30 protein-coding genes and 1 pseudogene are annotated in these 26969 nt (G+C 67.7%); 29 read left to right on the top strand and 2 right to left on the bottom strand.

Going from position 1 to position 26969, the window contains the following annotated elements; translation table 11 throughout:
* Positions 1-2 precede the first annotated feature (2 nt).
* From AC6EKW_RS00425 to AC6EKW_RS00350, 16 genes and pseudogenes are all read left to right on the top strand, one after another.
* The gene (locus AC6EKW_RS00425) at positions 3-671 is read left to right on the top strand and encodes a DUF5947 family protein (protein ID WP_498513362.1); all 669 of its coding nucleotides are present in this window, start codon (positions 3-5) and stop codon (positions 669-671) included.
* Complete coding sequence (locus AC6EKW_RS00420; RefSeq protein ID WP_498513361.1) at positions 672-881, top strand: hypothetical protein; 210 nt, start codon at positions 672-674, stop codon at positions 879-881.
* Positions 881-1573, top strand: coding sequence for a DUF6084 family protein (locus AC6EKW_RS00415; protein ID WP_498513360.1), 693 nt, complete (start codon positions 881-883; stop codon positions 1571-1573). Before AC6EKW_RS00420 ends, AC6EKW_RS00415 begins: the two co-directional genes overlap by 1 nt.
* On the top strand, positions 1573-2559 hold the full coding sequence (locus AC6EKW_RS00410; RefSeq protein ID WP_498513359.1) for a hypothetical protein: 987 nt from the start codon (positions 1573-1575) through the stop codon (positions 2557-2559). Before AC6EKW_RS00415 ends, AC6EKW_RS00410 begins: the two co-directional genes overlap by 1 nt.
* Positions 2560-2608: 49 nt before the next feature.
* Positions 2609-2857 (top strand): hypothetical protein, encoded by a 249-nt coding sequence (locus AC6EKW_RS00405; RefSeq protein WP_273889418.1) that lies wholly within the window; start codon positions 2609-2611, stop codon positions 2855-2857.
* Positions 2847-3365 carry a hydrogenase maturation protease gene (locus AC6EKW_RS00400; protein WP_498513358.1) on the top strand — a complete coding sequence of 173 codons (519 nt, stop codon included), beginning with the start codon at positions 2847-2849 and terminating at the stop codon, positions 3363-3365. The genes AC6EKW_RS00405 and AC6EKW_RS00400 overlap by 11 nt, the downstream gene beginning before the upstream one ends.
* Positions 3365-3469 (top strand): DUF6893 family small protein, encoded by a 105-nt coding sequence (locus AC6EKW_RS00395; protein WP_420542105.1) that lies wholly within the window; start codon positions 3365-3367, stop codon positions 3467-3469. Before AC6EKW_RS00400 ends, AC6EKW_RS00395 begins: the two co-directional genes overlap by 1 nt.
* A gap of 72 nt (positions 3470-3541) precedes the next feature.
* A complete protein-coding gene (hypF, locus tag AC6EKW_RS00390) occupies positions 3542-5827 on the top strand; it encodes a carbamoyltransferase HypF (protein ID WP_498513357.1) in 2286 nt (761 codons plus the stop codon).
* Positions 5828-5835: 8 nt separating this feature from the next.
* Positions 5836-6114: a HypC/HybG/HupF family hydrogenase formation chaperone gene (locus tag AC6EKW_RS00385; RefSeq protein WP_273889415.1), complete on the top strand. Its 279-nt coding sequence runs from the start codon at positions 5836-5838 to the stop codon at positions 6112-6114.
* Complete coding sequence (locus AC6EKW_RS00380; protein WP_273889414.1) at positions 6114-6362, top strand: HypC/HybG/HupF family hydrogenase formation chaperone; 249 nt, start codon at positions 6114-6116, stop codon at positions 6360-6362. The genes AC6EKW_RS00385 and AC6EKW_RS00380 overlap by 1 nt, the downstream gene beginning before the upstream one ends.
* Complete coding sequence (gene hypD, locus AC6EKW_RS00375) at positions 6359-7480, top strand: hydrogenase formation protein HypD (RefSeq protein WP_498513356.1); 1122 nt, start codon at positions 6359-6361, stop codon at positions 7478-7480. Before AC6EKW_RS00380 ends, hypD begins: the two co-directional genes overlap by 4 nt.
* Complete coding sequence (hypE, locus tag AC6EKW_RS00370; RefSeq protein WP_498513355.1) at positions 7477-8523, top strand: hydrogenase expression/formation protein HypE; 1047 nt, start codon at positions 7477-7479, stop codon at positions 8521-8523. Before hypD ends, hypE begins: the two co-directional genes overlap by 4 nt.
* Positions 8523-8990: a cupin domain-containing protein gene (locus AC6EKW_RS00365; RefSeq protein WP_498513354.1), complete on the top strand. Its 468-nt coding sequence runs from the start codon at positions 8523-8525 to the stop codon at positions 8988-8990. The genes hypE and AC6EKW_RS00365 overlap by 1 nt, the downstream gene beginning before the upstream one ends.
* 159 nt (positions 8991-9149) lie before the next feature.
* The gene (locus tag AC6EKW_RS00360; RefSeq protein ID WP_420542104.1) at positions 9150-9440 is read left to right on the top strand and encodes a class I SAM-dependent methyltransferase; all 291 of its coding nucleotides are present in this window, start codon (positions 9150-9152) and stop codon (positions 9438-9440) included.
* Positions 9430-9852, top strand: a pseudogene (locus tag AC6EKW_RS00355) (GNAT family N-acetyltransferase); the annotation flags it as partial. The gene AC6EKW_RS00360 and the pseudogene AC6EKW_RS00355, both read left to right, overlap by 11 nt.
* Positions 9853-10136: 284 nt before the next feature.
* Positions 10137-11318 (top strand): SIS domain-containing protein, encoded by a 1182-nt coding sequence (locus AC6EKW_RS00350; protein ID WP_498513353.1) that lies wholly within the window; start codon positions 10137-10139, stop codon positions 11316-11318.
* A gap of 1 nt (position 11319) precedes the next feature.
* Here the strand turns inward: AC6EKW_RS00350 and AC6EKW_RS00345 are convergent, their stop codons facing one another.
* Positions 11320-11544 (bottom strand): Uxx-star family glutaredoxin-like (seleno)protein, encoded by a 225-nt coding sequence (locus AC6EKW_RS00345; RefSeq protein WP_273889409.1) that lies wholly within the window; start codon positions 11542-11544, stop codon positions 11320-11322.
* A gap of 93 nt (positions 11545-11637) precedes the next feature.
* Here AC6EKW_RS00345 and AC6EKW_RS00340 point away from each other — a divergent pair, with 93 nt between their 5' ends.
* Positions 11638-13206, top strand: coding sequence for an alpha-amylase family glycosyl hydrolase (locus tag AC6EKW_RS00340; protein ID WP_498513352.1), 1569 nt, complete (start codon positions 11638-11640; stop codon positions 13204-13206).
* On the opposite strand, the gene AC6EKW_RS00335 is transcribed toward AC6EKW_RS00340, so the two are convergent.
* Entirely contained in the window at positions 13195-14292 is a 1098-nt protein-coding gene (locus AC6EKW_RS00335) for a LacI family DNA-binding transcriptional regulator (protein WP_498513351.1), read from the bottom strand. The two genes, AC6EKW_RS00340 and AC6EKW_RS00335, sit on opposite strands and share 12 nt — an antisense overlap.
* A 71-nt stretch (positions 14293-14363) precedes the next feature.
* Between AC6EKW_RS00335 and AC6EKW_RS00330 the strand changes: the two genes are divergently transcribed.
* From AC6EKW_RS00330 to AC6EKW_RS00275, 12 genes are all read left to right on the top strand, one after another.
* Entirely contained in the window at positions 14364-14531 is a 168-nt protein-coding gene (locus tag AC6EKW_RS00330; protein WP_498513350.1) for a hypothetical protein, read from the top strand.
* Positions 14519-15670, top strand: a complete 1152-nt coding sequence (locus AC6EKW_RS00325; protein WP_498513349.1) for an MFS transporter — start codon at positions 14519-14521, stop codon at positions 15668-15670. Before AC6EKW_RS00330 ends, AC6EKW_RS00325 begins: the two co-directional genes overlap by 13 nt.
* A gap of 30 nt (positions 15671-15700) precedes the next feature.
* Positions 15701-16588 (top strand): EamA family transporter, encoded by an 888-nt coding sequence (locus AC6EKW_RS00320; protein WP_498513348.1) that lies wholly within the window; start codon positions 15701-15703, stop codon positions 16586-16588.
* A 143-nt stretch (positions 16589-16731) separates the two neighbouring features.
* Positions 16732-17484 (top strand): GntR family transcriptional regulator, encoded by a 753-nt coding sequence (locus AC6EKW_RS00315; protein ID WP_498513347.1) that lies wholly within the window; start codon positions 16732-16734, stop codon positions 17482-17484.
* Between the two features lie 16 nt (positions 17485-17500).
* Positions 17501-18694, top strand: coding sequence for a Gfo/Idh/MocA family protein (locus AC6EKW_RS00310; protein ID WP_498513346.1), 1194 nt, complete (start codon positions 17501-17503; stop codon positions 18692-18694).
* Positions 18691-20622 carry a bifunctional 5-dehydro-2-deoxygluconokinase/5-dehydro-2-deoxyphosphogluconate aldolase gene (locus AC6EKW_RS00305; RefSeq protein ID WP_498513345.1) on the top strand — a complete coding sequence of 644 codons (1932 nt, stop codon included), beginning with the start codon at positions 18691-18693 and terminating at the stop codon, positions 20620-20622. The genes AC6EKW_RS00310 and AC6EKW_RS00305 overlap by 4 nt, the downstream gene beginning before the upstream one ends.
* Positions 20623-20666: 44 nt before the next feature.
* Entirely contained in the window at positions 20667-21707 is a 1041-nt protein-coding gene (gene iolG, locus AC6EKW_RS00300) for an inositol 2-dehydrogenase (protein WP_498513344.1), read from the top strand.
* A gap of 2 nt (positions 21708-21709) precedes the next feature.
* Positions 21710-22852 carry a Gfo/Idh/MocA family protein gene (locus AC6EKW_RS00295; RefSeq protein ID WP_498513343.1) on the top strand — a complete coding sequence of 381 codons (1143 nt, stop codon included), beginning with the start codon at positions 21710-21712 and terminating at the stop codon, positions 22850-22852.
* On the top strand, positions 22849-23889 hold the full coding sequence (locus AC6EKW_RS00290; RefSeq protein ID WP_498513342.1) for a Gfo/Idh/MocA family oxidoreductase: 1041 nt from the start codon (positions 22849-22851) through the stop codon (positions 23887-23889). Before AC6EKW_RS00295 ends, AC6EKW_RS00290 begins: the two co-directional genes overlap by 4 nt.
* Positions 23886-24782, top strand: coding sequence for a sugar phosphate isomerase/epimerase family protein (locus AC6EKW_RS00285; protein ID WP_498513341.1), 897 nt, complete (start codon positions 23886-23888; stop codon positions 24780-24782). The genes AC6EKW_RS00290 and AC6EKW_RS00285 overlap by 4 nt, the downstream gene beginning before the upstream one ends.
* The gene (locus AC6EKW_RS00280; protein WP_498513340.1) at positions 24779-25813 is read left to right on the top strand and encodes a sugar ABC transporter substrate-binding protein; all 1035 of its coding nucleotides are present in this window, start codon (positions 24779-24781) and stop codon (positions 25811-25813) included. The genes AC6EKW_RS00285 and AC6EKW_RS00280 overlap by 4 nt, the downstream gene beginning before the upstream one ends.
* 102 nt (positions 25814-25915) lie before the next feature.
* Positions 25916-26938 carry a sugar ABC transporter substrate-binding protein gene (locus AC6EKW_RS00275; protein WP_498513339.1) on the top strand — a complete coding sequence of 341 codons (1023 nt, stop codon included), beginning with the start codon at positions 25916-25918 and terminating at the stop codon, positions 26936-26938.
* The last annotated feature ends 31 nt before the right edge of the window (positions 26939-26969 follow it).

Genomic DNA, 26969 nt, shown 5'->3' with positions numbered 1-26969 from the left:
GAGTGGGCGGGTACGGCGGCGGGGGTGCCTACGCCGCCTTCTCCGCGCTGCGGGGCTTCGCCCGCGAGGAACCTGCGGGGAGGCGGGAGGAGGCGGAGGAGCGCTGCGAGCTGTGCGGCGAGCCGATAGCGCCCGAGCACCGGCACCTCCTCAACGTCGCCAGCCGGGAGGTCGTGTGCGTCTGTCGGGCGTGCTCGATCCTGTTCCACAGGAGGGAGGCCAGCGAGGGCCGCTACCGGCTCATCCCGGAGCGCCGGCTCTATTTGGAGGGGTTCCGGCTGGACGATGCCCGCTGGGAGAGCCTGCGCCTCCCGGTGGAGATGGCGTTCTTCTTTCACAGCACCCCCGCCGGGAGGGTGGTCGCGTTCTACCCGGGACCGATGGGGGCGACGGAGTCCTTGCTAGAGCTCGGGGACTGGGAGGAGATGGAGCGCGAGAACCCCGTGCTCCGGGAGATGGAAGAGGACGTGGAGGCTCTGCTCGTCAACCGGACCCGCGGGGCGAGGGAGCACTATCTGGTGCCGGTCGACGACTGCTACCGGCTGGTCGGTGTGATCCGCACGCGCTGGAGAGGGTTCTCGGGCGGGCAGGAGCTGTGGCGGGAGATAGGGGCGTTCTTCGAGGATCTGCGGGAGAGGAGCGTTGTCGTGGGCGGGGAAGGAGGAGCGTAGATGGGAAGGCTCAGGGTGGGGAAGGCCGACGTGCGGCCGGACAAGATGGCGCACCTGAAGGGCATAAGGCAGGGCAACGAGCCCGGGGGTTACGAGAAGATGCCGGGACATCTGCCGGGTGGGCGGTCCACCGCGGAGCGCTCGACCGGGATCAACCCGGCCTCGCGCAACCCGATAGACCCCTCGAGCCCGAACCTCTCACCGGCGTAGTGGGGACGGTTCGAGACACGGGCGGCCGGTCCTCTCGGGGAGCTTACGCCGGCCCCGACCTGGAGTTCGCGGTCGAGGGGGTGGAGGCGGTGCGGTTCGCCGCCGTCCCGACGCTCTCTTTCGACCTGCGCATCGAGAGCCGCGGACAGCCGGTACGCTCGGTCGTCCTCGACGTGCAGGTGCGAATAGACGCCGCCGGGCGGCGCTACGCGGAGGCGGAGCAAGAACGGCTCCTGGGGCTCTTCGGCGAGAGCCGGCGCTGGAGTACGACGCTCAGGAGCCTCCTGTGGACCCGGACCTCGCTGCAGGTCCCGCCGTTCTCCGGGAGCACGGTGGTGGAGATGCCCGTCGTGTGCACCTACGACCTAGAGGTCGCGGCGGCCAGGTACTTCAGCGCCCTGGAAGGTGGGGAGGTGCCGCTCGAGTTCCTGTTCAGCGGGACGGTCTTCTACGAAGCGGAGGATGGCCGGCTGCAGGCCTCCAGGATCTCCTGGGAGAAGGAAGCGCGCTTCGGGATGCCGGTCGGGGTTTGGAGGGAGATGATCGAGCACCACTTCCACGACAGCGCCTGGCTGCGGCTGCGCCGCGACGTCTTCGAGCGGCTCCATGCCTACAGGGTCAGGGAGGGGTGCCTGAGCTGGGAGGAGACGGTAGAGTCGCTCATCCGGGCGAAGGAAGGGGTGGGGCGCTAGTGGATCCGGTGCGCGCGATCGCCGACGCGGTCCTCTACGAAGGGTACGTGCTCTGGCCCTATCGCCGCTCGGCCCTGAAGAACCGCAAGCGCTGGACGCTCGCCGGGTTCTATCCCAGAGCCTACAGCGAGACCTCCGGTACGAACGACCCCTGGTTCATGCAGACCCAGTGTCTGCTGCTGGGGAACGCCGGGGATGCACTCACGGTGAGGGTGCGCTTCCTGCAGGTCGTCTGGCGTCAGGCGCTGCGTCGTGTCAGGGGGGATCTGGAGCCCGTTGACGAACTGGTCTCTGGCGGGGAGCGTCACCTCTCCTGGGAGGAGGCGGCCGAGCGTGAGATCGTCCTGGGACCGTTCGGCCTCTACGAGCTCGAGCTTCCCAAGCGGGCCGCCGTCGAGATCCCGGCGGGGAGCGTGATCGAGGAGCTGCCGGAGGGGGCGCTGATGCGTACCTGGCGGTCGCTCTCGGGGACGCTGGAGGCCTCGGCCGAGCACCTGGGAGGACATGTCTACCGGCTCACCGCACGCCTGGCCAACGAGACCTCGTGGCCGGGGGGGACGCGGGAGGAGGTCCTCGGGCGCACCTTCGTCTCCGCGCACGCGGTGCTCGAGGCCGACGGGGCGAGTTTCGTCTCGATGACCGACCCGCCGGCGGAGCTGCGGGAGGAGGCGGGAGGCTGCGAGAACGTGAAAACCTGGCCCGTGCTGGTCGGGGAGAAGGGCCGGCGGGACACGGTGCTCTCCTCCTCGATCATCCTCTACGACCACCCGGAGATAGCCCCCGAGAGCCCCGGCGACCTCTTCGACGGGACGGAGATAGACCGGCTCCTCATCATGAACGTCCTCTCGCTCACCGACGAGGAGAAAGAAGAGGTGCGGGCCACCGACCCTCGGGTGCGCGAGATCCTGGAGCGCTGCGAGTCGCTCTCGCCGGAGGAATTGATGCGGCTCTCCGGGGCGATCCGCGAGTTCCGGATGCTGAGGTGAACGGGGAATGGATCCTCTCCGCGGACGGGATGGCGTCGGGGAGCCCGGGTTGAGGCCCGGAAAGCGGGTCTTGCTGCGGCCCGGGCCCGGCGGCGACGTGATGGATTTGGTGCTCTCCGGCAGGGTGGCCAGGGTCGAGGCCGTGGAGCGGGACTACGAAGGCCGGGTCTACGTGGCGGTGACGCTGGAGGACGACCCGGGGAGGGAACTCGGGGAGGACCGGAGCGTCCCCGGTCACCGGTTCTTCTTCTCACCGGAGGAGCTCGTGCCGCTGGAGGAGAACGATCGTGGTCTCTAAGCGCATCCTCGTCGCCGGGGTCGGGAACGTCTTCCTGGGCGACGACGGGTTCGGGGTCGAGGTGGCGAAGCGGCTGGAGGAGCGTGAGCTGCCGGAGGGCGTGGAGGTGGGGGATTTCGGGATCCGGGGGATGGACCTCGTCTACGCTCTTCAGGAAGGCTACGAGGCGATCATCTTCGTCGACGCGGTACCGCGGGGCGGGGAGCCGGGGACGGTCTACCTGATCGAACCGCGGATCGAAGAAGAGGGGGAGGTCGTCCTCGACGCCCACGGGATGGACCCGGTGCGGGTGATGCGGCTGGCACGTGCGATGGGCGCCCCGCCGGCGCGGGTGCTCGTCGTCGGATGCGAGCCGGAGAAGGTCATGGGCGAGGAGGACCCGGAAGAGATGGCGATGGGGCTCAGCGAGCCGGTGGAGGCGGCGCTCCGGGAGGCCGTGGAGATGGTCGAGGCGCTCACGCGCGAGCTGGTCTACGGGGAGAACGTGAGGCGAGGAGGTGAGAGGTGATGAGGGCCAAGCTGATCTTGCTCGGGCTGCTCGCGGGGGCCGCTGCGCTCACGCTGGTCCAGCTCCCGGAGCTTCGGCGCTACCTCAAGATGCGCTCGATGTAGGGAGAGGAGGTGGTCTGAACGGGCGGGACCGCGGCGCAGAGAACGCCCTCCGCCGAGCGGCGGGAGGTCGCGGTGCGCGGGATCGTGCAGGGCGTTGGGTTCAGACCTTTCGTCTACGCGCTGGCCCGGAGATGCGCGCTCTCGGGCTTCGTGCGCAACGACGCCGGAGGCGTCTACATCGAAGCCGAGGGCGCCCCCGAGGCGCTGGAGCGCTTCGTGCGGGAGCTGAGGGAAGAGGCCCCTCCGCTCGCCGAGGTCGAGGCCGTCGCCTGGCGCAGCCTCCCGGTGCGGGGCGAGCGCGGCTTTCGCATCGAGGAGAGCCGCGGGGGCGAGGAGCGCACCGCCCTCGTCTCCCCGGACGTCGCGACCTGTGGGGAGTGCCTCAGAGAGCTCTTCGACCCGGCGGACCGCCGCCACCGCTACCCGTTCACGAACTGCACCGACTGCGGGCCGCGCTTCACGATAACCCTCTCGGTCCCCTACGACCGGGCGGCGACCACGATGGCCCGCTTCACGATGTGTCCGGAGTGCCGCCGGGAGTACGAGGACCCGTCGAACAGGCGCTTCCACGCCCAGCCGAACGCCTGCCCGGTCTGCGGGCCGCGGGTGCGGCTGCTCGACGCGAGTGGGACGGAGGTCGAGGCGGAGGACCCCATCAGGGAGGCCGCGCGGGCGCTGCGGAGCGGGAGGATCGTCGCCGTCAAGGGGCTCGGGGGTTACCATCTGGCCTGCGACCCCTTCGACGAGCGGGCGGTGCGCACCCTCCGGGCGCGCAAGGTGCGCCAGGACAAGCCCTTCGCGCTCATGGCGCGCGACATCACGCAGGCGCGAGGGCTCTGCCGGATCTCACCCGAAGAGGCCGGATTACTCATCTCCCCCGCCCGCCCGATCGTCCTCCTGGAGCGCCTGCGGGGTTGCGGGATCGCGGAGGATGTGGCCCCGCGCCAGAACACTTTAGGCGTCATGCTCGCCTACACTCCGCTGCACCACCTGCTCCTCGACGACGCGGGCATCCCGCTCGTCATGACGAGCGGGAACCTCTCCGACGAGCCGATAGCCTACCGCGACGAGGACGCGCTGGAGCGCCTCTGTGGGGTCGCGGACCTCTTCCTGACCCACGATCGGCCTATACACACGCGCTGCGACGACTCGGTGGTGCGGGTCTTCCGGGGGGAGGTCTACACCATCCGGCGCAGCCGGGGCTACGCGCCGCGGCCGCTTCCGGTTACGCAGGGCTTTTCGAGACCGCTGCTCGCCTGCGGAGGGGAGCTCAAGAGCACCTTCTGCCTCGCCAGAGGAAGCCACGCCTTCATGAGCCATCACATAGGCGACCTGGAGAACTACGAGACGCTGCGCTCCTTCGAGGAGGGGGTCGAGTACTACTGCCGGCTCTTCGACGTGAGACCGGAGCTCATCGTCTACGATCTGCACCCGGAGTACCTCTCGACCAAGTACGCCCGGGAGCTCGAGGAGGAGGGGATGCCCGCGGTCGGCGTCCAGCACCACCGGGCTCACGTCGCGGGCTGCCTGGCGGACAACGGGAGGCCGGCTTCGGAGCGTGTGATCGGGGTGGCCCTGGACGGCACCGGCTACGGGGACGACGGCGCGATCTGGGGCGGAGAGTTCTTCGAGGGTAACGTCGAGGCGGGCTTCGAACGTCTCGCGCACCTGGAGTACGTCCCGATGCCCGGCGGGGCGGCGGCGGTCAGGGAGCCGTGGCGGATGGCCGTCTCGCACCTCATCGGGCTCTACGGCGAGGAAGAGACCGCGGGGATGCCGTTCGCGGCGGTGCGGGAGGCGGGCGAGCGCAACGTGCGCCTCCTCGCCCGGATGGTCGAGCGGGGCGTCAACTCCCCGCCCACCTCGAGCGCCGGGCGCCTCTTCGACGCGGTGGCCGCTCTCTGCGGGGTTGCGGGCTCGTGGCGCACCACCTATGAAGGTCAGGCCGCCGTGGAGCTGGAACTGGCCGCTCCCGGTCCGGCGCGGCGGGGCTACCCCTTCCGGCTGCGCGAAGAGGCGGGCGGGTGGGTGGTCGAGACCGAGGAGATTATGCGGGGCGTGGTCGGAGACCTGACGGTGGGCCGGGAGGTGGCGGAGGTCTCGGCGCGTTTCCACCGGACGGTCGCGGAGGTCGTCGTGGCCGTCTGCGGGCGGCTGCGCGAGGAGAGAGGAACGGAGGCGGTCGCCCTCTCCGGAGGGGTCTTCCAGAACATGCTGCTGCTGCGGCAGGCCGTCGGGCTGCTGGAGGAGGAAGGTTTTCCGGTCTACGTTCACCGCAGGGTCCCGGCGAACGACGGAGGGATCTCGCTCGGGCAGGCGGTGCTCGGCGATGCGGTTTGTAGGGAGAGCGAGGGATAGGAGGCGCTATGTGTCTGGGGATACCAGGACGGGTGGTGGAGATCGTCGACGAGGATCTGATGCTGGCCAAGGCCGAGGTCGGTGGGGTGAAGAGGAACATCAACATCGGGCTCGTGCAGGAAGAGGGGCGGAAGGTAGAGGTAGGGGACTGGGTTTTGATCCACGTGGGCTTCGCCCTCTCCAGGATAGACGAGGCGGAGGCGAGCTCCACCCTGAGGGCGCTCGAGGACATCGGCGACGCCTACGAGCAGGAGCTCAGGGAGCTCAAGGCCTCGAGGATCGAGTGATGGAGGAGAAGAACCTGACGCTGCCCGGCTCGTGCACCCTCGACCACGACGGGTGTGTGGTGTGCTCGGACGCGGGAGTTCCAGTGCGTGTCGTCTCCGTCGAGGGGGATGACGCCCTCTGCGAGGACGGGGCCGGAAACCGGGCAGAGATAGCCGTCGACCTGGTCGCCCCGGTGCGGGTGGGCGAGGTTTTGCTCGCGCACGGAGGCGTGGCCATAGGGAGAGTCGAGGAGGCTGAGAAGAAGTGAAGTACTCCCGGGAGTTTCGCAACGCCGATCTCGCGCGGGCGGTGGCGGCGGAGATCGCCGCGATCACCGACCCGAAGAGACACTACAAGATCATGGAGGTCTGCGGTGGGCATACCCACACCATCTACCGCCACGGGATAAAAGACCTCCTGCCCGAGCAGATAGAGCTCGTGCACGGCCCGGGATGTCCGGTGTGCGTGCTTCCGATGGGCCGGGTCGACGACGGCATCAGGATCGCCGAGCGACCCGAGGTCATCTTCACCTGCTTCGGGGACATGATGCGGGTCCCCGGCTCTAAAGGGAACCTCATCGAGATGAAGGCCGAAGGCGCCGACATCCGGATGGTCTACTCGCCTTTGGACGCTTTGCGCCTCGCGCGCGAGAACCCCGAGAGGGAGGTCGTCTTCTTCGCGATAGGCTTCGAGACGACCGCCCCCTCGACCGCGCTCACCCTCAAGCGGGCGAAGAAGGAGGGGATCGAGAACTTCTCGGTCTTCTGCAACCACGTCAACATCATCCCGCCGGTAAGGGCGCTACTCGAGTCCCCGGACCTCAGGCTCGACGCGTTCATCGGCCCCGGGCACGTCTCCACCGTGATCGGGTGCCGCCCCTACGAGTTCATGGCCGCCGACTACGGCACGCCGTGCGTGGTGGCGGGCTTCGAACCGCTGGACATCCTGCAGTCCATCCTCATGATCATGCGCCAGCTCGCCGAGGGGCGCTGCGAGGTCGAGAACCAGTACTCCCGGGTCGTCCCCTGGGAAGGAAACCTGCAGGCTCTTGAGGCCATGGCCGAGGTCTTCGAGCTCCGGCCGTACTTCGAGTGGCGGGGGCTCGGGTTCATCGCCCAGTCGGCGCTCAAGATCTCCGAGGCCTACTCCTATTTCGACGCCGAGATCCGCTACGAGACGCCGGGGGTGCGGGTCGCAGACCCGAAGGCCTGCCAGTGCGGGGAGGTCCTGAAAGGTGTCCTCAAGCCGCACCAGTGCCGGGTCTTCGGGACGGCCTGTACCCCGGAGCATCCCCTCGGAGCTCTGATGGTCTCATCAGAAGGCGCCTGCGCCGCCTACTACAACTTCGGTCGGAAGACCGGTGAGCGGGTGGGGGCGGGAAGATGAGCGGGCAGCGCACACGACCGCGCCTGCGCTTCGACGCCCCGCGCATAGACATGAGCCACGGGGCGGGAGGCAAGGCGACCCACAAGCTGATCGAGGGGCTGCTCCTCCCGGCGCTCGAGAACCCGGCCCTTACCCCCCTCTCCGACGCGGCGGTGCTGCCTTTCGGCGAAGCCCGGCTCGCTCTGACCACCGACTCGTTCGTGGTCCGTCCGCTCTCGTTCCCCGGCGGGTCCATCGGGGAGCTGGCGGTCAACGGTACGGTCAACGACCTGGCTGTCTCCGGGGCCACACCGCTCGCGCTCTCCTCTGCCCTGATCGTCGAGGAGGGGCTTGCCACGGAGGTGCTGGAGCGAGAGGTCGGGGCGATGGCGGCCGCAGCCGAACGGGCCGGGGTCGCGATAGCCGCCGGGGACACCAAGGTCGTCGAGCGGGGCAAGGGGGACGGGCTCTACGTGATCACCACGGGGGTGGGCGTCGCAGACCCGGAGCTGGAGCTGTCGGCGACCTCCGTACGCCCCGGCGACAGAATCCTCTGCTCCGGAACCTTGGGTGACCACGGGGCGGCGATCCTGATCGCCCGCGGCGACCTCGAGCTCGAGGCGGACATCCTCTCCGACACCCGGCCGTTGACCCCGCTCGTCGAAGCGCTCAAAGGCGCCGCCGGACCTGCCCTGCGCTTCATGCGCGATCCCACGCGCGGCGGGGTTGGGACCGTCCTCAACGAACTCGCCCGCGATTCAGGACTCGGGGTCGTCCTCTGGGAGGAACGCATCCCCATCCGCGAGGTCGTGCAGGGGGCGTGCGAGATTTTAGGCATAGACCCCCTGTACGTCGCCAACGAAGGCAAGCTGCTCGCGGTCGTCGCCCCCGAGGTAGCCGACGCCGCCCTGGAGGCGCTGCGCTCCGTCGAGGGTGGTGAGGAGGCGGAGATCATCGGAGAGATGAAGGAAGAGCCCGCCCGCATGGTCGTGATGCATACCGGATTTGGAGGCACCCGAATGATCGACATGCTCGTCGGCGACCCGCTGCCGAGGATCTGCTGATGCCCCGTCACACCTTGCCGGCGGATGGTAGCGCCCCGGGCGGACCTTACCGGGTGCTCGGCGGGATGTCCGTGTCCGTCAAGGTCCCCGCCGCCAGGACCGAAGGGCAGTTGCTGATCGTCGAGAACACCAACCCGCGGACGGGAGGCCCACCGCGGCACCTGCACCACGCTCAGGAGGAGTGGTTCTACGCCGTCGAGGGCGCCTACGTGATAGAGATCGGGGACGAGCGCTACGAGCTCGGACCGGGGGACTCCCTCCTCGCGCCGCGGAAGATGCCTCACGTCTGGGCCCACGTCGGAGATGGAACGGGGCGGCTGCTCATCGCGTTCCGCCCCGCGGGGAGCATGGAGGCGTTCTTCGCGGGGCTGGCGCGCCTGGATGGCGGTTCGCCTCGCGAGGAAGTGCAGGGGCTGTTCCGCGAGCACGGCATGGAGGTAACCGGCCCGCCGCTGCTGGTCGAGTGATCCACGAAGGTGTCCCGTGGAGCCTTGGCGGAAGGCATGATGCCTCATGCGTGCATTGGTCCCTGGTTTGCGAACGTCTTTTGCTCCGCATTCCCCGCCGGTCTACAATCCCCTGCACGAGCAGCCCAACGCGGTTCCGCATGACCGCAGGACGGGACGATCGACGTTGTGGTTTCGAGCCTGGCGATTCACAACATCCCCGACGAAGAAGGCCGCTTGAAAGCGATTAGGGAAATTGCACGGGTACTGAAACCGGGCGGACGGGTGGCTCTATTGGATTTTCAACATACGGGGGAATATGCGCGGGCTCTTCGGGCATCAGGCTGGCAGGCGGTGAAACTTTCAGGACTGCACTTTCAGATGTTCCCGCCCGTACGAATCGTGACGGGGGAAAAGCCCCTGGGAACCAGAGCAGGCCGACGCCTTCCAGACGCTCGACGAAATGCGTGACTGGATCGTTCGTGCGTCTGCCGACTGGCTGTTGCGGAAGCGGTTTTCGATGGGTATGTGGCATATCGAGTCACAAAGGTATCTGGGAGGGCTTGGGTTGCACCCGCGCGAGCCAGATGGTTGGGATGTCCCCGCGTTTTCCATCGGCTATTGGGTACGGGCTTCCGAGCAAGGCCGCGGTTACGTCACCGAGGCGGTCCGGCTGCTCACGGCGTATGTGTTCGAGGTGCTGCGGGCGCAGCGCATCGAGATCGTCTGCGATGCACGTAACGCGCGCAGCATCGCCGTCGCCGAGCGTGTGGGCTTCGTGCGGGAGGGGCGTCTACGGAACGTGTGGCGCCGTGCGGATGGGACGCTGCCCGATGAGGTGGTCTATGCGCTGACTCCTGCCGACGGGTGGAGAGGAGCATGAACATCCATCGCCTTCCTTTATCAGGAACCCACCTCTGCGCCGCTCCAGATCCTCCCGCGGCCGCGCCGTACGGATACCAGGGGCCGTGTAGGGCGCCACCTTCATGGCCCTCTCCATCGTTCAGCGGACCCGGCGTAGATCGAGAAGCCGGAGAGGGAATTCGTGCGAAGCTTCGCCGCCCTCACGATCGTACGAACGATGTCCAGGGGCGGATTGGCGGGGGCGGGCAAACGCTTCTCGGTGCTGTAAAATTCGTTATATACACCCCGGTGGAGGTGGAAGCGATGCAGCATATAGACACGAACACGCTCGCAACCCACTGCCGGGATGAGCTGCTGCGGCGCAATGCGGTCTTCGAAGCTTTCTTCAAGAGGGAGGCGCGGAGGCTCGCCGAGGCGTGCCGTCGGATGTCGGAGCGGTTCCTCTCCGGGGGGCGGCTGCTGGCTTTCGGGAGCGGCCCCGCCGCCACCGACGCCCAGCACGTCTCGGTGGAGTTCGTGCACCCGGTGATCGTGGGCAAGCGCGCGCTTCCAGCGCTGGACCTCGGCCCGGAGTTCGAAGGGCGGTTGTCCACCATCCTCCATGATCAGGACATGGTGATGGGGTTCTCCTTCCCGGAGCGGGACGAAGCGGTAGAGCGGGCGCTGGATTTCTCCCGGGAGCGGGGCGCTCTGACCTTCGCGCTCTCCGGGGAGGGGGCGGAGTACGCTTTTGATCTCCCCGACGGAGACCCGTTCGTTTGCCAGGAGGTCTTCGAGCACCTCTACCACGTGCTCTGGGAGACGGTGCACGTGTACTTCGAGCACCGCGAGCAGGGCCACGACGTCGGAGCCTCCTCTTTCCTCTACCCGATGCTCGGGCGAGAGGAGCAGCCGCTCGAGCGGGTGGTGGAGGAGGTGCAGGGCTCGATGCTTCAGAAGCTGGAGGAAGTGAACCGCATGCGGGCCGCCGCTGCCGAGACGGAGGCTCAGACGATCGCGGAGATCGCCGCTGCCGTCGCCGGGCGCATCGAGCGCGGCGGCAAGCTCATCACCTTCGGCAACGGGGGCTCGGCGACCGACGCGAACGACATCGTCGCCGACTGCCTGTGCCCACCCTCCGGCTACGACCCGATCCCGGCGGTCTCGCTCTCCGCCGAGTCGGCCAACATCACCGCGATAGCCAACGACGTCGGGGTCGAGGCGGTCTTCGCCCGCCAGCTCATCGCCCACGCCCGCCCGGAGGACGTGGCCATCGGCATCTCGACCAGCGGCGGCTCGCCGAACATCCTGGCCGCGCTCGACGAGGCACGCAAACGTGGTCTTCTCACCGTGGGTATAGTCGGCTACGACGGGGGGCGTGTGGTGAGCGAGGGACGGGCCGAGCACGCCATCGTCGTCCGCTCGGACTACATCCCCCGCATCCAGGAGGTCCAGGCCTCCGCCTACCACGCGCTGCTCGGGCTCGTAGAGAACCTGCAGGGATAGGCTACACCGAACAGCCGCGGCCCTGCCACCCGATCCGGGGCGGTTTCCCCTCCTCGACGATCACCGGTACCATGCGCGCCCCCCCGGTGATCTCGAAGAGCCTGCGGCGCGCCTCTGCGTCCTTCTCCACGTCGTACTCGACGAACTCGACCCCGCGCCACTCCAGATCCTCCCGCGCCGCCGCGCTGTACGGACACCCGGGGGCCGTGTAGAGCTCCACCTTCATGATCTCATTCTAACAAAGTCCGGGGTTCTTTCCTCAGACTCCATGGTTTAACCTTCGGACCGTGGCGTCGTTAAAGGCTTTTAGGAGAGGGAGATGAACGGAAGACACTGCTGGTGGGAGCGGGGCATCATCTACCAGGTCTACCCGCGGTCGTTCGCCGACTCGGACGGGGACGGGGTGGGGGATCTGGCTGGGGTGATCGGGAAGCTCGACTACCTGGCGTGGCTCGGGGTGGATGCGGTGTGGCTCTCACCGATCTACCCTTCTCCGATGGCGGACTTCGGGTACGACATCTCCTGCTACACGGATGTAGACCCGCTCTTCGGGACGCTTGAGGACTTCGACCGGCTGGTCGAGGAGGCGCACCGGCGGGGGATCCGCGTCATCCTCGACTACGTCCCGAACCACACCTCCGATCTTCACCCCTGGTTCGTGGAGTCGCGCTCCTCGCGCGAGAACCCGAAGCGGGACTGGTACATCTGGGCCGATCCGAAGCCCGACGGCTCTCCGCCGAACAACTGGCTCTCTTCCTTCGGCGGTAGCGCCTGGGAGTTCGACGGGAAGACCGGGCAGTACTACCATCACGCCTACCTGAAAGAGCAGCCGGACCTCAACTGGCGCAACCCCGAGGTCCGGGAGGCGATGCTCGGGGTGCTGCGCTTCTGGCTCGAGCGTGGGGTGGACGGATTCCGGGTCGACGCGCTCAGGCGGCTCGTAAAGGACGAAAGACTGCGCGACGACCCGCCCAACCCAGACTACCGGGAGGGGCAGAACCCCTACGACGCCCTCATACCGCTCTACTCCTCCGATAGGCCCGAGACGCACGAGATGGTCCGGATGATGAGAGAGGTGCTCGACGGGTACGGCGAGCGGCTTCTTATCGGGGAGCTCTACCTCCCGATAGAGAGCCTCATCGCCTACTACGGCTCCGGGGTGGACCTGCCGTTCAACTTTCACCTGATCTTCACGCCCTGGCGGGCGGACGCCGTCTACAGCCTCGTGAAGGAGTACGAGGCGGCGCTCCCTCCCGGCGCCTGGCCCAACTGGGTGCTCGGCAACCACGACCGGCCGCGGGTCGCGAGCCGGGTGGGAGAGGGGCAGGCGCGGCTCGCGGCGATGCTGCTTTTGACGTTGCGCGGCACCCCCACCCTCTACTACGGCGACGAGATCGGGATGCACGACGTCCCCATCCCGCCCGGGCGCATCCAGGACCCGTTCGGGAAGAGCTTCCCGCAGCTCGGGCGCGACCCGGCGCGCACCCCGATGCAGTGGGACGACTCCGAGAACGCGGGGTTCACCGCCGGAGAACCCTGGCTTCCCCTGGCAGAGGACTACGAGGAAGTGAACGTCGCCCGCCAGCGAAAGGACCCGCGTTCTCTGCTCAACCTCTACCGGCGTCTCATCGCGCTGCGCCGCTCCGAGGGGGCTCTCTCCACCGGCGGCTACGCCTCTCTCGGCATCGACGGTGATTTGCTCTACTACGCCCGCGAGCACGAAGGACGCAGGCTGCTCGTCGTGCTCAACCTCGGCTCCGACGTCCAGAGCACGCCGGCCCGCGGCCGGATCGTCCTCTCTACCGGGCTCGACCGCGAGGGGGAGGAGGTCTCAGGACGGCTCACCCTCGCCGGAGGGGAGGGCGTGATCCTGCGCTCATCCGGATGATGGCGGCCTCGCCGTGGAGCCCCGAACGACGAGCCGGGTGGGGAGGAGCACGGTCCCGGCGGTCTCTCCTCCTGCGAGGAGCGCGATGAGCATCTCCCCGGCCCGCCTCCCCTTCTCGACGTGCGGCTGGCGAACGGTGGTGAGCGGCGGGGCCGATCGCGCGGCCGCCGGAACGTCGTCGAAACCGACGACCGAGAGTTCCTGCGGTACCGGGAGCCCGAGCTCGCGGGCGGCTTCGATCGCGCCGAACGCGAGCTGGTCGCTCATCGCCAGAAGAGCCGTCGGCCGGGGCTCGCGCGTGAGCAGGGCGCGCGCCGCCCTCCTCCCTTCCTCGACGGTGTTCTCCGGACACTCGTAGACTGGAATCCCGGAAGGATCGACCCCGGCTTCCTCCAGCGCGGCGGCGTACCCGGCGAGCCGCAGCCGCGAGGGCCTGAAGGCGGCTTCCTCCCAGCGATCCAGCCTCCTGAACCCGCCCCTGGTCCTGGGGGTGAGCTCGAAGGAGACGACGGCGACCCTGCGGTGACCGAGCCCGGTCAGGTGCTCCGCAGCTTCCCTCGCCGCCCCTTCGTCGTCCACACCGACGGAGGGTATCCCCTCGACCGGCGGCTGATCCACCAGCACCACGGGCAGCCGCCGCTCGAACGCCGCACCCACCAGAGGATCCTCCGCGGCCATGCACCACACTACGAACCCGTCGACCACCGCCTCCCGAACGGCCGAGACGTCCCTCTCCCCGAGCGAGCGGCCCGGGATCAGAAGCAGCCCCAGCCCGGCCTCCTCGGTGGCCTGCGAGACCCCCTCGAAGAACATCACCGCCGCAGGATCCGCGAAGGCATACGAGAGCCTGTCCGTGTAGAGCACCCCCACCGCCCCCGCCCGCCCCCGCCTGAGCCCCCGCCCCATCGGGTCCGGCCCGGCATACCCCAGCCTCCGCGCCACCTCGAACACCCGCTCCCTTAACTCCGAAGAGAGCTGATCCGGCCGGTTGTACGCGTTCGAAACCGTCGAGGGTGCCACCCCCAGCTCCGCCGCCACCTCCCGGATCGTCACCCGCCCGCCGGGTCTCTTCCGATTGACTCCCATGTCCCACATGCTACACTGCCTGAGCAGTTCTTGCTGAAACGATTCAGAAACGGGAGGTCGGGCCTTCTCTCATGCTCGTGGGTGCGTTGCTTCTCACGGTGGTTGCGGGGATGTTCTACTGGTTTTCGCGGGGGATCTCGCGGCCGTGTGAGGAGATGGTCCTGGTTGATCTTTCTCTGGGGCTTGCGGGGGTATCGGCGGTGGTCTTGTGGCTCTGGGTGGTCGCGTGGCTGGTGTAGGGGGGGTGCGGGCGGCGCGGGTTGCTGTTGCGGCGGTCTTCTTCCTCAACGGCTTCGGGTTTTCGAACTGGGTGGTGAGGATACCGGCGGTGCGGGACCATCTCGGGCTGGACAAGGGTACGCTCGGGCTGGCGTTGCTGGGGGCTTCTGTCGGGTCTTTGATCTCGATGCCGCTGGTGGGGGGGATGGCGGCGCGCTTCGGGAGCCGGCCGGTGGTCGGGGTAATGGCGGCGGGTTTCTGTGTGGTGCTGGCTTTGCCGGGGTTTGCGGGGGGAGCGGCGGCGCTCGCGCTCTCGCTCGTGGTGGTCGGCGTCTTCATGGGCGGGCTCGACGTCTCGATGAACACCCAGGCGGTGGCGGTCGAGCGGAGGTACGGGCGGCCGATCATGTCCTCCTTCCACGCGATGTTCAGCCTCGGCGGGCTCGCCGGGTCGGTCGTCGGGGGGGTGGCAGCCTCGGCGGGGGTGGGGGTGTCGGAGCATCTGCTCGGGATCGGGGCTTCGATGGCGGTCGTCGTGGCCTTCGCCTACCGGCGTCTGCTTCCGGCGGGGGCCGACGCGAACGCCGCGGGTCCCGCGTTCGCCCGGCCGACGCGGGCGCTGGCCGGACTCGGGGCGATCGCCTTCTGCGTGCTCCTCGGGGAAGGGGCGATGGCCGACTGGAGCGCGGTCTACCTGCGCGGGACGCTCGGGACCGACGCGGGTTTTGCGGCGCTCGGGTATGCCGCCTTCTCGGTCGCCATGGCCGCCGGGCGGCTGGTGGGGGACGGGCTGCTTTCGCGCTTCGGACCCCGGACGGTGGTGAGGGCCGGGGGGCTGCTCGCCGCGGCCGGGTTCGGGGGTGCGCTGCTGCTCGGCGATCCGGTGGCGGCGCTCGCGGGTTTCGCCTGTGCCGGAGCGGGGTTCGCGACCGTCTTTCCGGCGGCCCTGAGCGCCGCGGGCCGTGCGGGAGCGATGCCCTCCGGGCCGGCCGTGGCCGCCGTCTCGACCAGCGGCTATCTCGGCTTTCTGGTCGGCCCCCCGACGATAGGTTTCACGGCTGACCGTGTGGGGCTCGGGGTGGCACTCTATCTGATCGTGGCGCTCTCGGCGGTCGTGGCCGTGCTGTCCGGGACGACGGAGGCAGATGGGAAGGGCTGAGGGTGGAAGGGTGCTAGACTCGGGGATGGGATGTCTCTCTTCGGCTGGCAGGTAGGTTCGCTCGCACGCCGGGCTTCCGGCGCTTTGCCGCCCCAGGTGTTCGTGCTTGGATCGGTTTTCTCGGTGCAGCTTGGTGCGGCGGTGGCCGAGAGGCTCTTCGGTTCGCTTGGGCCCGGGGGGACGGTGCTGCTGCGTGTCGGGTTCGCGGCCGTGGTGCTGCTCGCTCTGTGGCGGCCCACGCTCGAAGGTCGCTCCCGCTCCGAGATCCTGACCGCCATCTTCTTCGGTCTCGCGCTGGCGTTGATGAACCTCTCGTTCTACTCGGCGATAGCCAGGATACCGCTCGGCGTGGCGGTCACGCTGGAGTTCAGCGGCCCCCTCGCCGTGGCGGTCATCGGGTCGAGGCGGTCCGTGGACCTCCTGTGGGTCGTGCTCGCGGCGGCGGGTATCCTGCTGCTCGCCCCGCTCGGGGTCTTCGGGCATTCGGGGCTCGACGTGACCGGAGTGGGCCTCGCCCTGCTGGCCGGGTTTTTCTGGGCCTGCTACATCTTCCTGAACGCCCGCACGGGCAGGATCTTCCCCGGCGGCAGCGGCCTGGCGATCGCGATGTGCGTCGGGGCGGTGGTGCTGCTCCCGGTCGGAATCGCGTACGGCGGCGCAGCGCTCCTCGAACCGCACGCCCTCTTTATGGGCTTCGCGGTCGCCATGCTCTCCTCCGCGATACCCTACTCGCTGGAGATAGAGGCCCTGAGGCGGCTCCCGCCTCGCGTCTTCGGCGTCCTCATGAGCCTGGAGCCCGCCGTGGCCGCGCTCGTGGGTTTTATGGTCCTGGGTGAGAGCCTGGGGGCCAGGTCCGCCGCGGCCGTCCTGCTGGTGACGGTGGCCGCCGCCGGCTCCTCTTTCTCGTCCAGGAAATAGAACCACTCTCGTGGGAACACCACTCGAAGACCCGCATGTTGCCGTGGAAGGGAGCCGATCATCTACGTACTATCGACAATACCTGAGAATGTCTTTACAATACTCCCACCATGAGAAATGGAGAGGAGAGAGGCGGGGCGCGCATGGGGAGAGGGCTTCGGGGTGTGAAGCTCGATCACGGCAGTCCGGTACCGCTCTATCACCAGGCGGCGAGGGAGATCGAGCGGGCGATCGAGGACGGGCGGCTGCCGCGGGGGAGCAAGCTGGAGAGCGAGGTCGAGCTTGCCGAGCGGCTCGGGATCAGCCGTCCGACGATGCGCCAGGCGATAAGGCAGCTGGTGGACAAGGGGCTTCTCATAAGGCGGCGGGGCATCGGGACGATAGTCGCGCCGCGGCCCGTGAGGCGGGCGGTGGCCCTCACCAGCCTCTACGACGATCTGAAGAAGGCTGGGAGGGAGCCCGAGACGCGGGTTTTGAGCTTCAAGAGGGGCCGGTGTCCGGCGGAGGTTGCGGATGAGCTCGGGATCGAGGCCGGTGAGCGGGTCTTCGTCTTCGACCGGCTGCGCATAACCGACTCGGGGGATCCGGAGCCGATCGCGCTGATGCACAACGTGGTTCCGGCGGGGATCCTGGAGATAAGGCGCGAGGATCTGGAGGAGACGGGGCTCTACGAGGTGTTCCGGAGGGGCGGGGTGACGCCGCACGTGGCCACCCAGCGCATCGGGGCGCGCAAGGCCGGGGAGAAGGAGGCCGAGCTTCTGGAGATAGAGGCCGGGGACCCGGTGCTGACGATGACCCGCGTGGCGTACGACACGGAGGGCCGGCCCATAGAGTACGGCTCGCACTGCTATCCGGCGGAGTCCTACTGGTTCGAGATGATGCTGGTGGACATGTGAGGGGATGGGAGGAGACGTGAGCGCGAAGATCGGGGTCGGGGTCATCGGGCTTGGGTGGATGGGACAGGTGCACAGCCGGGCCTACCTGCGGCTCTTCCACCACTATCCGGATTGTCCGCTCGGGCCGCGGCTCGTCGTGGCCGCCGACGCGGTCGAGGAGAGGGCGCGGCGGACGGCGGAGCTGCTCGGCTTCGAGGGGTGGACGACCGACTGGCAGGAGGTCATCGACGACCCGGAGGTCGAGGCGGTGAGCATCGCCGCCCCGAACTATCTGCACCGGGAGATAGCGGTGGCCGCGGCGAAGGCCGGAAAGCACATCTGGCTCGAGAAACCCTGCGGCAGGTTTCCCGAAGAGACCTACGAGATCGCCCGCGCCGTAGAGGAGGCCGGGGTGAAGAGTACCATCGGGCTGATGTACCGCCACGCCCCGGCGGTCGAGTACGCGAAAGAGCTCGTCGCCTCGGGGGAGCTCGGTGAGATCACGCACTACCGCGGATACTTCCTCGCCGACTACGCCGCCGACCCGGGCGGTGCGCTCACCTGGCGCTACAGGCTCGAGGGCGCTGGGCTCGGGGTGCTCGGGGACATCATGCCCCACACGGTGGACCTGGCCCAGAACCTGCTCGGGCCCATAGAGAGCGTCTCGGCGCAGAAGGAGACCTTCATAAAAGAGCGCCCGGAGGTGCCCGAGGGTATGGGGACGGGCCACTTCGTCGTCGAAGGCGGCGAGATGGGGGCCGTGGAGAACGAGGACTACGTAAGCTGCCTGGTGCGCTTCGAGAGCGGGGCGCGCGGGACGATCGAGAACAGCCGCGTCTGCGTCGGGCCGCACGTCAGGAACGGCTTCGAGGTCAACGGGACCCGCGGCGCGCTTTCCTGGGACTTTCAGAGGTTGAACGAGCTGCAGATCTGCAGGTTGGGCCCGACCGGCGAGAGGGGATACCGCACCGTCTTCGCCGCACCCGGGATGGGAGATTTCGAGCGCTTCCAGACGGGGGCCGGCATCTCGATGGGCTACGACGACCTGAAGGTCACAGAGGCGTACAGGTTCCTCACCTCCATAGCCGAAGACCGGCAGAAGGAGCCGTCCATGCGCGAGATCGTCTCGGCGATGCGGGTCGTGGAGGCGATGGACCGCTCCTGCGAATCGGGGCTCTGGGAGCCGGTCGAAGGGGCGAGGACCGGAGCCGCATCCGGAGGAGAAGCATGAGCGTGGAGCAGACCCCGCTGGATCTCGTATGCATCGGGCGCACCTGCGTGGACCTCTACGCCGAGCAGGAGGGTGCACCGCTCGAGGACGTGCAGTCCTTCCGCAAGTACGTCGGGGGTAGCGCGACCAACATCGCGGTGGGGACCGCCCGGCTCGGGGTCAGGAGCGCCATGCTCACCCGCGTCGGGGAGGAGCAGATGGGCCGCTACGTGAGGAGGACGCTGGAGGAGAACGGGGTGGACGTGAGCCGGGTGCGCCTCGATCCCGAACACCTCACGCCCTACGTGCTCCTCGCCGTGCGCGAGCCCGATGGGTTCCCCCGCATCTTCGCCTACGGGGAGGCGGCCGACCTCGCGCTCGAGGGGGGAGACGTCGAACCGGATTTCGTCGCCTCCGCGAAGGCGCTTCTCGTCACCGGCACGCCCCTCTCGCGCGAGGGAAGCCGGGCTGCGTGCCTCAGGGCGGTGCGGGCGGCGAAGGATGCGGGGAGGGAGGTTTTCTTCGACCTCGACTACAGACCCGTCTTCTGGGGTGTCGCCTCGCACGGACGGGGCGGGGAGATGTTCGTAGAGAGCGCGGAGGTTACCGGGATCTACCGCTCGGTGCTGCCGGAGTGCGATCTGGTCGTCGGTACAGAGGAGGAGATCCGGATAGCCGGCGGCTCGACCGACACCATAAAGGCTCTCAAGAACATCCGCGAGATCTCGGAGGCCACCATCGTGCTCAAGGTCGGGGCGCTGGGGGCGGTGCTCTTCCCGGGGGAGATACCGGATGATATCGAGGAGGGCATCAGGGTCCCCGGTTTTACGGTCGAGGTGTTCAACTCCGTGGGCGCCGGGGACGCCTTCATGAGCGGGTTCCTCTCCGGGTGGCTGAGGGGCGAGCCCCCGGAGGAATGCCTCAGGCTCGGCAACGCCTGCGGCGCGATAGTGGTCTCCCGCCACGGGTGCTCCCCCGCGATGCCCACGCGCGAGGAGCTGGAGTACTTCCTCTCTCTGGAAGAGAGGCCCCGCCGCCTCAGGGATGACGCGTGGCTCGAGCACCTGCACCGGGTCACCACCCGGCGTGCTCCGGACGAGCTGCACGTGCTCGCCATAGACCACCGCTGGCAGCTCGAGGAGGTCGCGGACGGGCTCGGGGTGGAGCGAGAGAGGATCAGGGAGCTCAAGGTGCTTCTCGGGCGGGCGTTCCGGCAAGTGGCGAAAGAGGACGAGGCTGCAGGCGTCCTGATCGACGACATCTACGGGGACGGGGCGCTGGATGAGCTCACGGGGGGAGGGTTCTGGATCGCGCGCGCGGCCGAGGTGGCGAAGAGCCGCCCGGTGGAGCTCGTCGGGGGGTCGAACTTCGCCGCCGTCTTGCGGAGCTGGCCCAAAGAGCACGTCGTCAAGTGCAACCTGTACATACACCCGCAGGACGAGCCGGGGATCAGGGAGCTACAGGAGCGGAGGGTGAGGCAGCTCTACGACGCCTGCCTGGCGAACGATCGGCTGCTCCTGCTCGAGGTGCAGGCCCCGCGGGGGACGGGCTACGGCGAGGGCGAGCTCGCCGCACTCCTGGAGCGCTTCTACGCGCTCGGGGTGTACCCCGACTGGTGGAAGCTCCCGCCGAGCACGGAACCCGGCGCCTGGAAGAAGATAGGAGACGTGATCCGGGAGCACGACCCACACTGCGCCGGGGTGCTCGTCCTCGGGCAGGCGCTCGAGGAGGAGCGGCTCGCCGAGAGCTTCGAGGCCGCCTCCTCGGAGCCCATGTGCAGGGGGTTTGCGATCGGCCGGTCCATCTACGGTGAGGCGGCCAGGCGCTGGCTCGCGGGTGAGGTTGAAGACGAGGATCTCGTATCCTCGGTCTCCGCATCCTACGGGCGGATGATCTCGCTCTGGAAAGAACGCGGTGCACACCGTGTCGGACAGGGTGCCACGGGATGAGCTGAGGGACGAAGACCGGTGGGGAAAGGAGGAGTCGCACAGAGATGGATCGGGTGCGCGTAGGGCTGGTCGGGCTCGGGAGGATCGGACGCTTCCACGCCGAGAACCTCGCGGGGCGCATCCCGCGGGCGGAGCTGGTGCGCGTCGTGGACGCGGACGAAGAAATCGCGCGGAAGGCCGCCCGCGAGCTCGGCGGGGTCGGGTGGTCCACCCGCTACGAGGACCTGCTCGAAGATCCCGGGATAGAGGCCGTGGTCATCGCCAGCCCGACGTCGCTGCACGCCGGGATGGCCGAGGCGGCCGCCAGGGCGGGCAAGCACGTCTTCTGCGAGAAGCCTCTCTCGCTCGACCTCGGGCGCACCTACGAGGTCGTCCGGACCGTCCGCTCGGCGGGCGTCAGGATGCAGGTCGGATTCCACCGCCGCTTCGACCCCGACTACCGCGCCGCGCGTGAGAAGATCGCCTCCGGCGAGGTCGGCGAGGTCTACCTCTTCCGCACCTCGCTCAGGGACATGCGCTCCCCCGGCTTCGAGTACATAAAAGGCTCCGGCGGCTTCTTCGCCGACGTGACGCTGCACGACTTCGACACGGCCCGCTGGATGATCGGGGAGATAGAGGAGGTGACCGCCTTCGGCGCGGCGCTCTCGGACCCCGGCTTCGAAGAGCTCGGAGACATAGACAACGCCGTCGTCGCGCTGCGCTTCGCCACGGGCACTCTGGGCATCATAGACAACAGCCGGGTCGCCGGATATGGCTACGAGTGCTCGAGCGAGGTCATGGGCTCGAAGGCCACGCTCAGGATAGACGACCACCGGCGCGTCTCCGTCCAGACGCTCACCCCCGGTCGGATGTGCCAGGACTACGTCTCGGATTTCGTCGAGCGCTTCGCCGAAGCCTACCGGAGAGAGATGGAGCACTTCGTCACCGTCGTCCGGGGCGAGTCCGCTCCGAAGCCCGACGGATCCGATGCCGCGGCGGCCTTCGCCCTGGCCCGGGCGGCCGAGTGCTCCTACCGGGAAGGCAGGACGGTGCGCCTGGCGCCCGTCGAGAGGGACGGAGGGATCCTCTACGAGGAGGTGGGTTAGGGGTGGGCGGGATCGGGGTCGGCCTCGTCGGCTACGGGTTCATGGGCCGGGTTCACTCGAACGCCTACCGGCAGGTCGCCCGCTTCTTCGACGTCGACCCGGTGCCGGCGATGCGCGTCCTCTGCGGCCGCAACGAGGCTGCGGTGCGCGAGGCCGCCCGCAGGCTCGGCTGGGAGGGCCACGAGACGAGCTACGAGCGGCTGCTCAGGCGCGAGGACGTACGGCTCATCGACATCTCCTCCGCCGGGGACACCCACTGCGAGTTCGCCGTCGCCGCCCTCGAGGCCGGAAAGCACGTCCTGTGCGAGAAGCCGCTCGCCAACACCCTCGACGAAGCGCGGAGGATGGTGGAGGCGGCCCGCAGGTCCGGTGCCGTGAACATGGTCTGCCACAACTACCGGCGGGTGCCGGCGGTGCGGCTCGCGAAGAGGCTGCTCGAGGAGGGGAGGCTCGGGGAGATCCGTCGCTGGCGCGCCGTCTACCTGCAGGACTGGCTCCTCGACCCCGGAGCACCGCTGACCTGGCGACTGAGGAGGGAGACCGGAGGGGCAGGACCGCTCGCCGATTTGGGATCACACCTCGTGGACCTCGCGCACTACCTCGTCGGCCCGGTGGCGCAGGTCGTCGGGACGGCCGGGACCTTCGTGAGAGAACGCCCGCTCCCCGAGGGGGACGGTATGGGTGAGGTGACGGTGAACGAGGCGGCGGCGTTTCTCGCGCGGTTTGAGAACGGGGCGATCGGCACCTTCGAGGTCTCCCCGCTCGTGCCGGGTCGCAAGGCCCACGAGTACTTCGAGATCAACGGTTCAAACGGGAGCATCGTCTTCGACCTGGAGAGGATGAACGAGCTTCGGGTCCATTTCGAGGACGAGGAACCCGAGACGGCGGGCTTCAGGACCATCCTGGTCACCGAGCCGGAGCACCCGTACATGGAGGGGTGGTGGCCGCCGGGACACACGATCGGCTACGAGCACACCTTCGTGCACACGGTGAAGGACCTGTTGGACGGCATAAAGGCGGGCGAGAGCCCCGTGCCGACCTTCGAGGACGGCTATCGCACCCAGGCGGTCATAGATGCGGTGGAGAGGAGCCTCGAGAGTGGCCAGTGGACGAAGCCGGAGATATACGGAGAGATAAGGCGATGAGTGTGGATAACCAGGAGAGGGTTCGTGTCGGGATCATCGGGGTAGGGGCGATGGGCACAAGGCACGCGGACAACCTCCACTCCCTGGTAGCCGGGGCCGAGGTGGCCGGGGTGACCGATGTCGACGAAGCGAGAGCGGGAGCGGTCGCCACCCGCTGCGGGGCGAGGGTCTTCCAGGACGAGCGGGCGCTCATCGAGAGCGTGGATGCGGTGGTGATCGCCTCCCCCGGCGACACCCACGCGGAGCTCGTCCTGGAGTGTCTGGAGCGCGGTAGACCCGTCCTGTGCGAGAAGCCTCTAGCGACCAGCCCGGATGACGCCCGCCGGATCGTCGAGGCGGAGGTCGAACTGGGGAGGAGGCTGGTGCAGGTCGGTTTCATGCGCCGCTACGACCGGCGGCATCTCGAGGTCAAACGGATGGCCTCGGAGGGCGCAATCGGGCGTCCACTCCTGTTCAAGGGGGTGCACCGCAACCCGGAGGTGCCGCCGTACTGGGACTCGGAGTTCGTCGTCTTCGACGCCGCCGTGCACGATCTGGACTCGGCCCGCTGGATGACGGGTCGGGAGATAGAAGAGGTCTACGTGCGCGGCGTGCACAACAGCTCGGCGCTGGATGAGGACACCCTCGATCTTCAGCTCATACAGCTCGTGATGAGCGGCGGATGTCTGGGAACGGTAGAGGTCTTCGTCACGGCGGATTATGGATACGAGGTCGGGGCGGAGCTCGTCTGTGAGCGGGGTTCGGTGCAGACCACCCTCCCGACCGACACGGTGGTGCGCAGGTCGAATGCAGTCTCCCACGGCGTCCACGGGAGCTTTCTCGAGCGCTTTCCCGAGGCGTACGTCGCCGAGGTCCGTGACTGGGTGGGATCGGTCGGAGAGGGCAGGCCGCCTGGCGGGGCGAACGCGTGGGACGGGTATGTGTCCACGCTTGCGACGGGAAGCTGCGCCACCTCGCTGCGCTCCGGCAGGCCGGAGAGGATCCCGTCCGTAGAGCGGCCCGCGCTCTACGAAGAGGGACTGGAGGTGTCCAGATGAGAGGCGGCAGACCCATCGCGGGGGCGCCGGTGTCGTGGGGGGTCATCGAGATCCCTGACTGGGGTTACCAGATGCCCGCCGAGAGGGTGCTCGAGGAGGCCGCCTCGCTCGGGCTCGAGGCGATGGAGGCTGGTCCTGAGGTCTTCCTCGGCCCGGATCCGGAAGAGGTATCGCGCACCCTCTCCCGGTATGGCCTCAGGTTGCTCGGCGGTTTCGTGCCCGCCGTGCTGCACAGGCCGGAGATCCTGGAGGAGGAACTCTCGTTCGTCGAGCGGCGGGCGCGCTTCTTCGAGGCGGCCGGTGCCGAGGTGATCGTCCTCGCCGCCTCGACCGGTTCGGAGGGCTACGAGGAGGTCGTGGAGCTGGACGAGGGTGGCTGGAGGACGCTCTTCGAGGGGCTCTCACGGGTCGAGGAGATCGCCGCCCGTCGCGGCCTCACGGTCGCGCTCCACTCCCACTACGGGACCGTCATCGAGCGCGATGAGGAGCTATGGCGCTTTCTGGAGGGTTCGGAGACTGGACTATGCCTGGACACCGGGCACCTGGTGATAGGGGGCAGCGATCCGGTCGAGGTAGCGAGGAGGGCCGCACGCAGGGTGAAGCTCGTCCATCTCAAGGACGTGGACCGGAGCCTGGCCAGACAGGTTGCGGACAGAGAGCTCACCTTCAAGGAGGCCGCCCGGCGCGGGATGTTCCGGCCGCTCGGCGAGGGGGATGTCGACGTGGCCGGGGTGGTGCGCCACCTGGAAGAGGGCGGCTACCCGGGCTGGTACGTGCTCGAGCAGGACACCGTCGTGGATTACGAACCGGACGTTGGTGGTGGTCCCATAGAGAACGTGAGTAAGAGCCTTTCATACCTTCAAGAAGAGATGGAGAAGGAGGTAAGCAGATGAGTGGGGAAAGGGAGATGATCCGGATGGAGATCAGCCGCAGGGATCTGCTGAAAGCTGGAGGTGTGGGTCTCGCCGGGGCTGCGCTGCTCGGAGCGGCTGGCTGCGGAGGCTCGCAGCAGGCCTCAAGCAGCAAGAGCAGTGGCAAACAGGGGCTTGTTAACCGGGATGAGATCCATATCGAGATGCCCACCCATATGATCCCACCCGATCCCAACACCGCCATCATGCAGAACGGGGCTGAACAGGCTTCGAAAGATCTGGGCGTCAGCGTCAAGTTCAGAGGGCCTGATCAGTTCAGCATGCCCGAGATACGTCAGATCTTCGAATCGGCGATAGCTTCGAACCCGAGTGGTATCGCTGCCACGTTGCCCGACGCCAGCGCTCTGGGACCCGAGATCCGCAAGGCGGTGAGCAAAGGCATACCCGTAGTGCTCTTCAACGCGGGCCTGGACTATTGGAAGAAGCTCGGTGCATTGACTTATTTCGGGCAGACCGAGTACCAGGCTGGCGTAGAAGCTGGCAAGAGGATGGCCAGGGCTGGGGTCACGAGCGCGCTCGTCATAAACCATCAGCAGGGACAGCTCACGCTGGAAACTAGATACCGGGGTGTCAAAGAGGGGCTCGGCGGCAACGTGAAGGAGGTGGCCGTCGACGGGTCGGATCCCACTAAGATGCGTAACGGGACGGCGAGTGCCCTCAAGCAGAACCCCGATGTAAATGGGTTGATCACCCTCGGTCCGGAGGCCGCCGTACAGGCTCTCGGCGCGATAAAAGATGTCGGGAGAGAGGGAAAGGTCAAAGCCGCCACCTTCGACATCTCTCCCGAGGTTCTCAAAGACGTACGCAATGGTAGGCTGTTGTTCGCCATCGATCAGCAGATGTTTCTGCAGACATATCTCTCCGTTGTTGCTCTGACCACGTACATACAGTATCTGTTGTCTCCGGTTGCGGCCGTGCCTACGGGTCCCGAGTTTGTGACGAAAGACATGGCGGACAAGTTCATCAAGCTGAGCAGGCAAGGAATCCACTAAGGGTGAGAATGCGGTGGCAGCGAGAGGCTGTCTTCGGGTAGCGTAGGTGCCACCGAAGTGCAGCCTGAGACTCTCCAATCAGCGGGAAAAGAGGAGCGAGACGTGATAGAGGAAGATGTAGATCGCGGGAACTTCAGCCGCAGGGATCTGCTGAAGGCTGGAGGCATTGGGATTGCCGGGGCTGCGCTGCTCGGAGCGGCTGGCTGCGGAGGCTCGCAGCAGGCCTCAAGCAGCAAGAGCAGTGGCAAACAGGGGCTCGTCAACCGCGGGGACATACACATCGAGTTCATTAGCCATGGTCCGGCTTCCGACCCGTTCTGGTCGGTGGTGATCAACGGGATTAACCAGGCCGAGAAGGATCTCGGGGTGAGCGTTAAGTATCGTGCTCCAGACACCTACAGCGTGCCCCAGATCCAGCAGAACTTCGACTCGGCCATAGCTTCGAACCCAAGCGGTATCGCGGCGACCGTCGCAGATGCCAGCGCGTTCGGCCCGAAGGTGAAGAAGGCGGTGAGCAAGGGCATCCCGGTGGTGATGCTGAACGCCGGGCTGGACGTCTGGCAGAAGCTCGGTGCCCTCAACTACGTGGGCCAGACCGAGTACCAGGCCGGAGTCGAGGCCGGGAAGAAGATGGCCCAATCGGGGGTGAAGTCGGCGCTCGTCATCAACCACCAGCAGGGTGTCGTCACGCTTGACCAGCGGTTCGAGGGCTTCAAGAAGGGCATCGGCGGAAACGCCAAGCAGATCGCGGTCAACGGCAACGACCCCACCGCGGTGCGCAACGGGGTGAAGACCGCCCTCAAGCAGAACCCGGGTGTGGATGGGCTGCTGACGCTCGGTCCCCAGGGTGCCCTGCCGACCCTGCAGGCGCTCAAGGGCAACAACAGGATAAAATTCGCCACCTTCGACCTGGCTCCGGAGATCCTCCGGGCGGTGAGGGACGGCAGGATGCTCTTCGCCATCGACCAGCAGCAGTTCCTGCAGGGGTATCTGCCGGTCCTGTTCCTCACAACCTACGTGCAGTATCTGCTGCACCCGATAGGCGTCGTGCCGACCGGTCCGGCGTTCGTCACCAAAGACAACGCGCAGAAGGTGATCAGCCTGAGCAAGGAGGGTATCCGCTAGGAGAGGGGACTTCGGTCCCCTCTCCACGGGA

It is taken from the genome of Rubrobacter sp. M3-4 (assembly GCF_059772285.1).
This window is presented reverse-complemented; position numbering and strand designations above follow the sequence as displayed.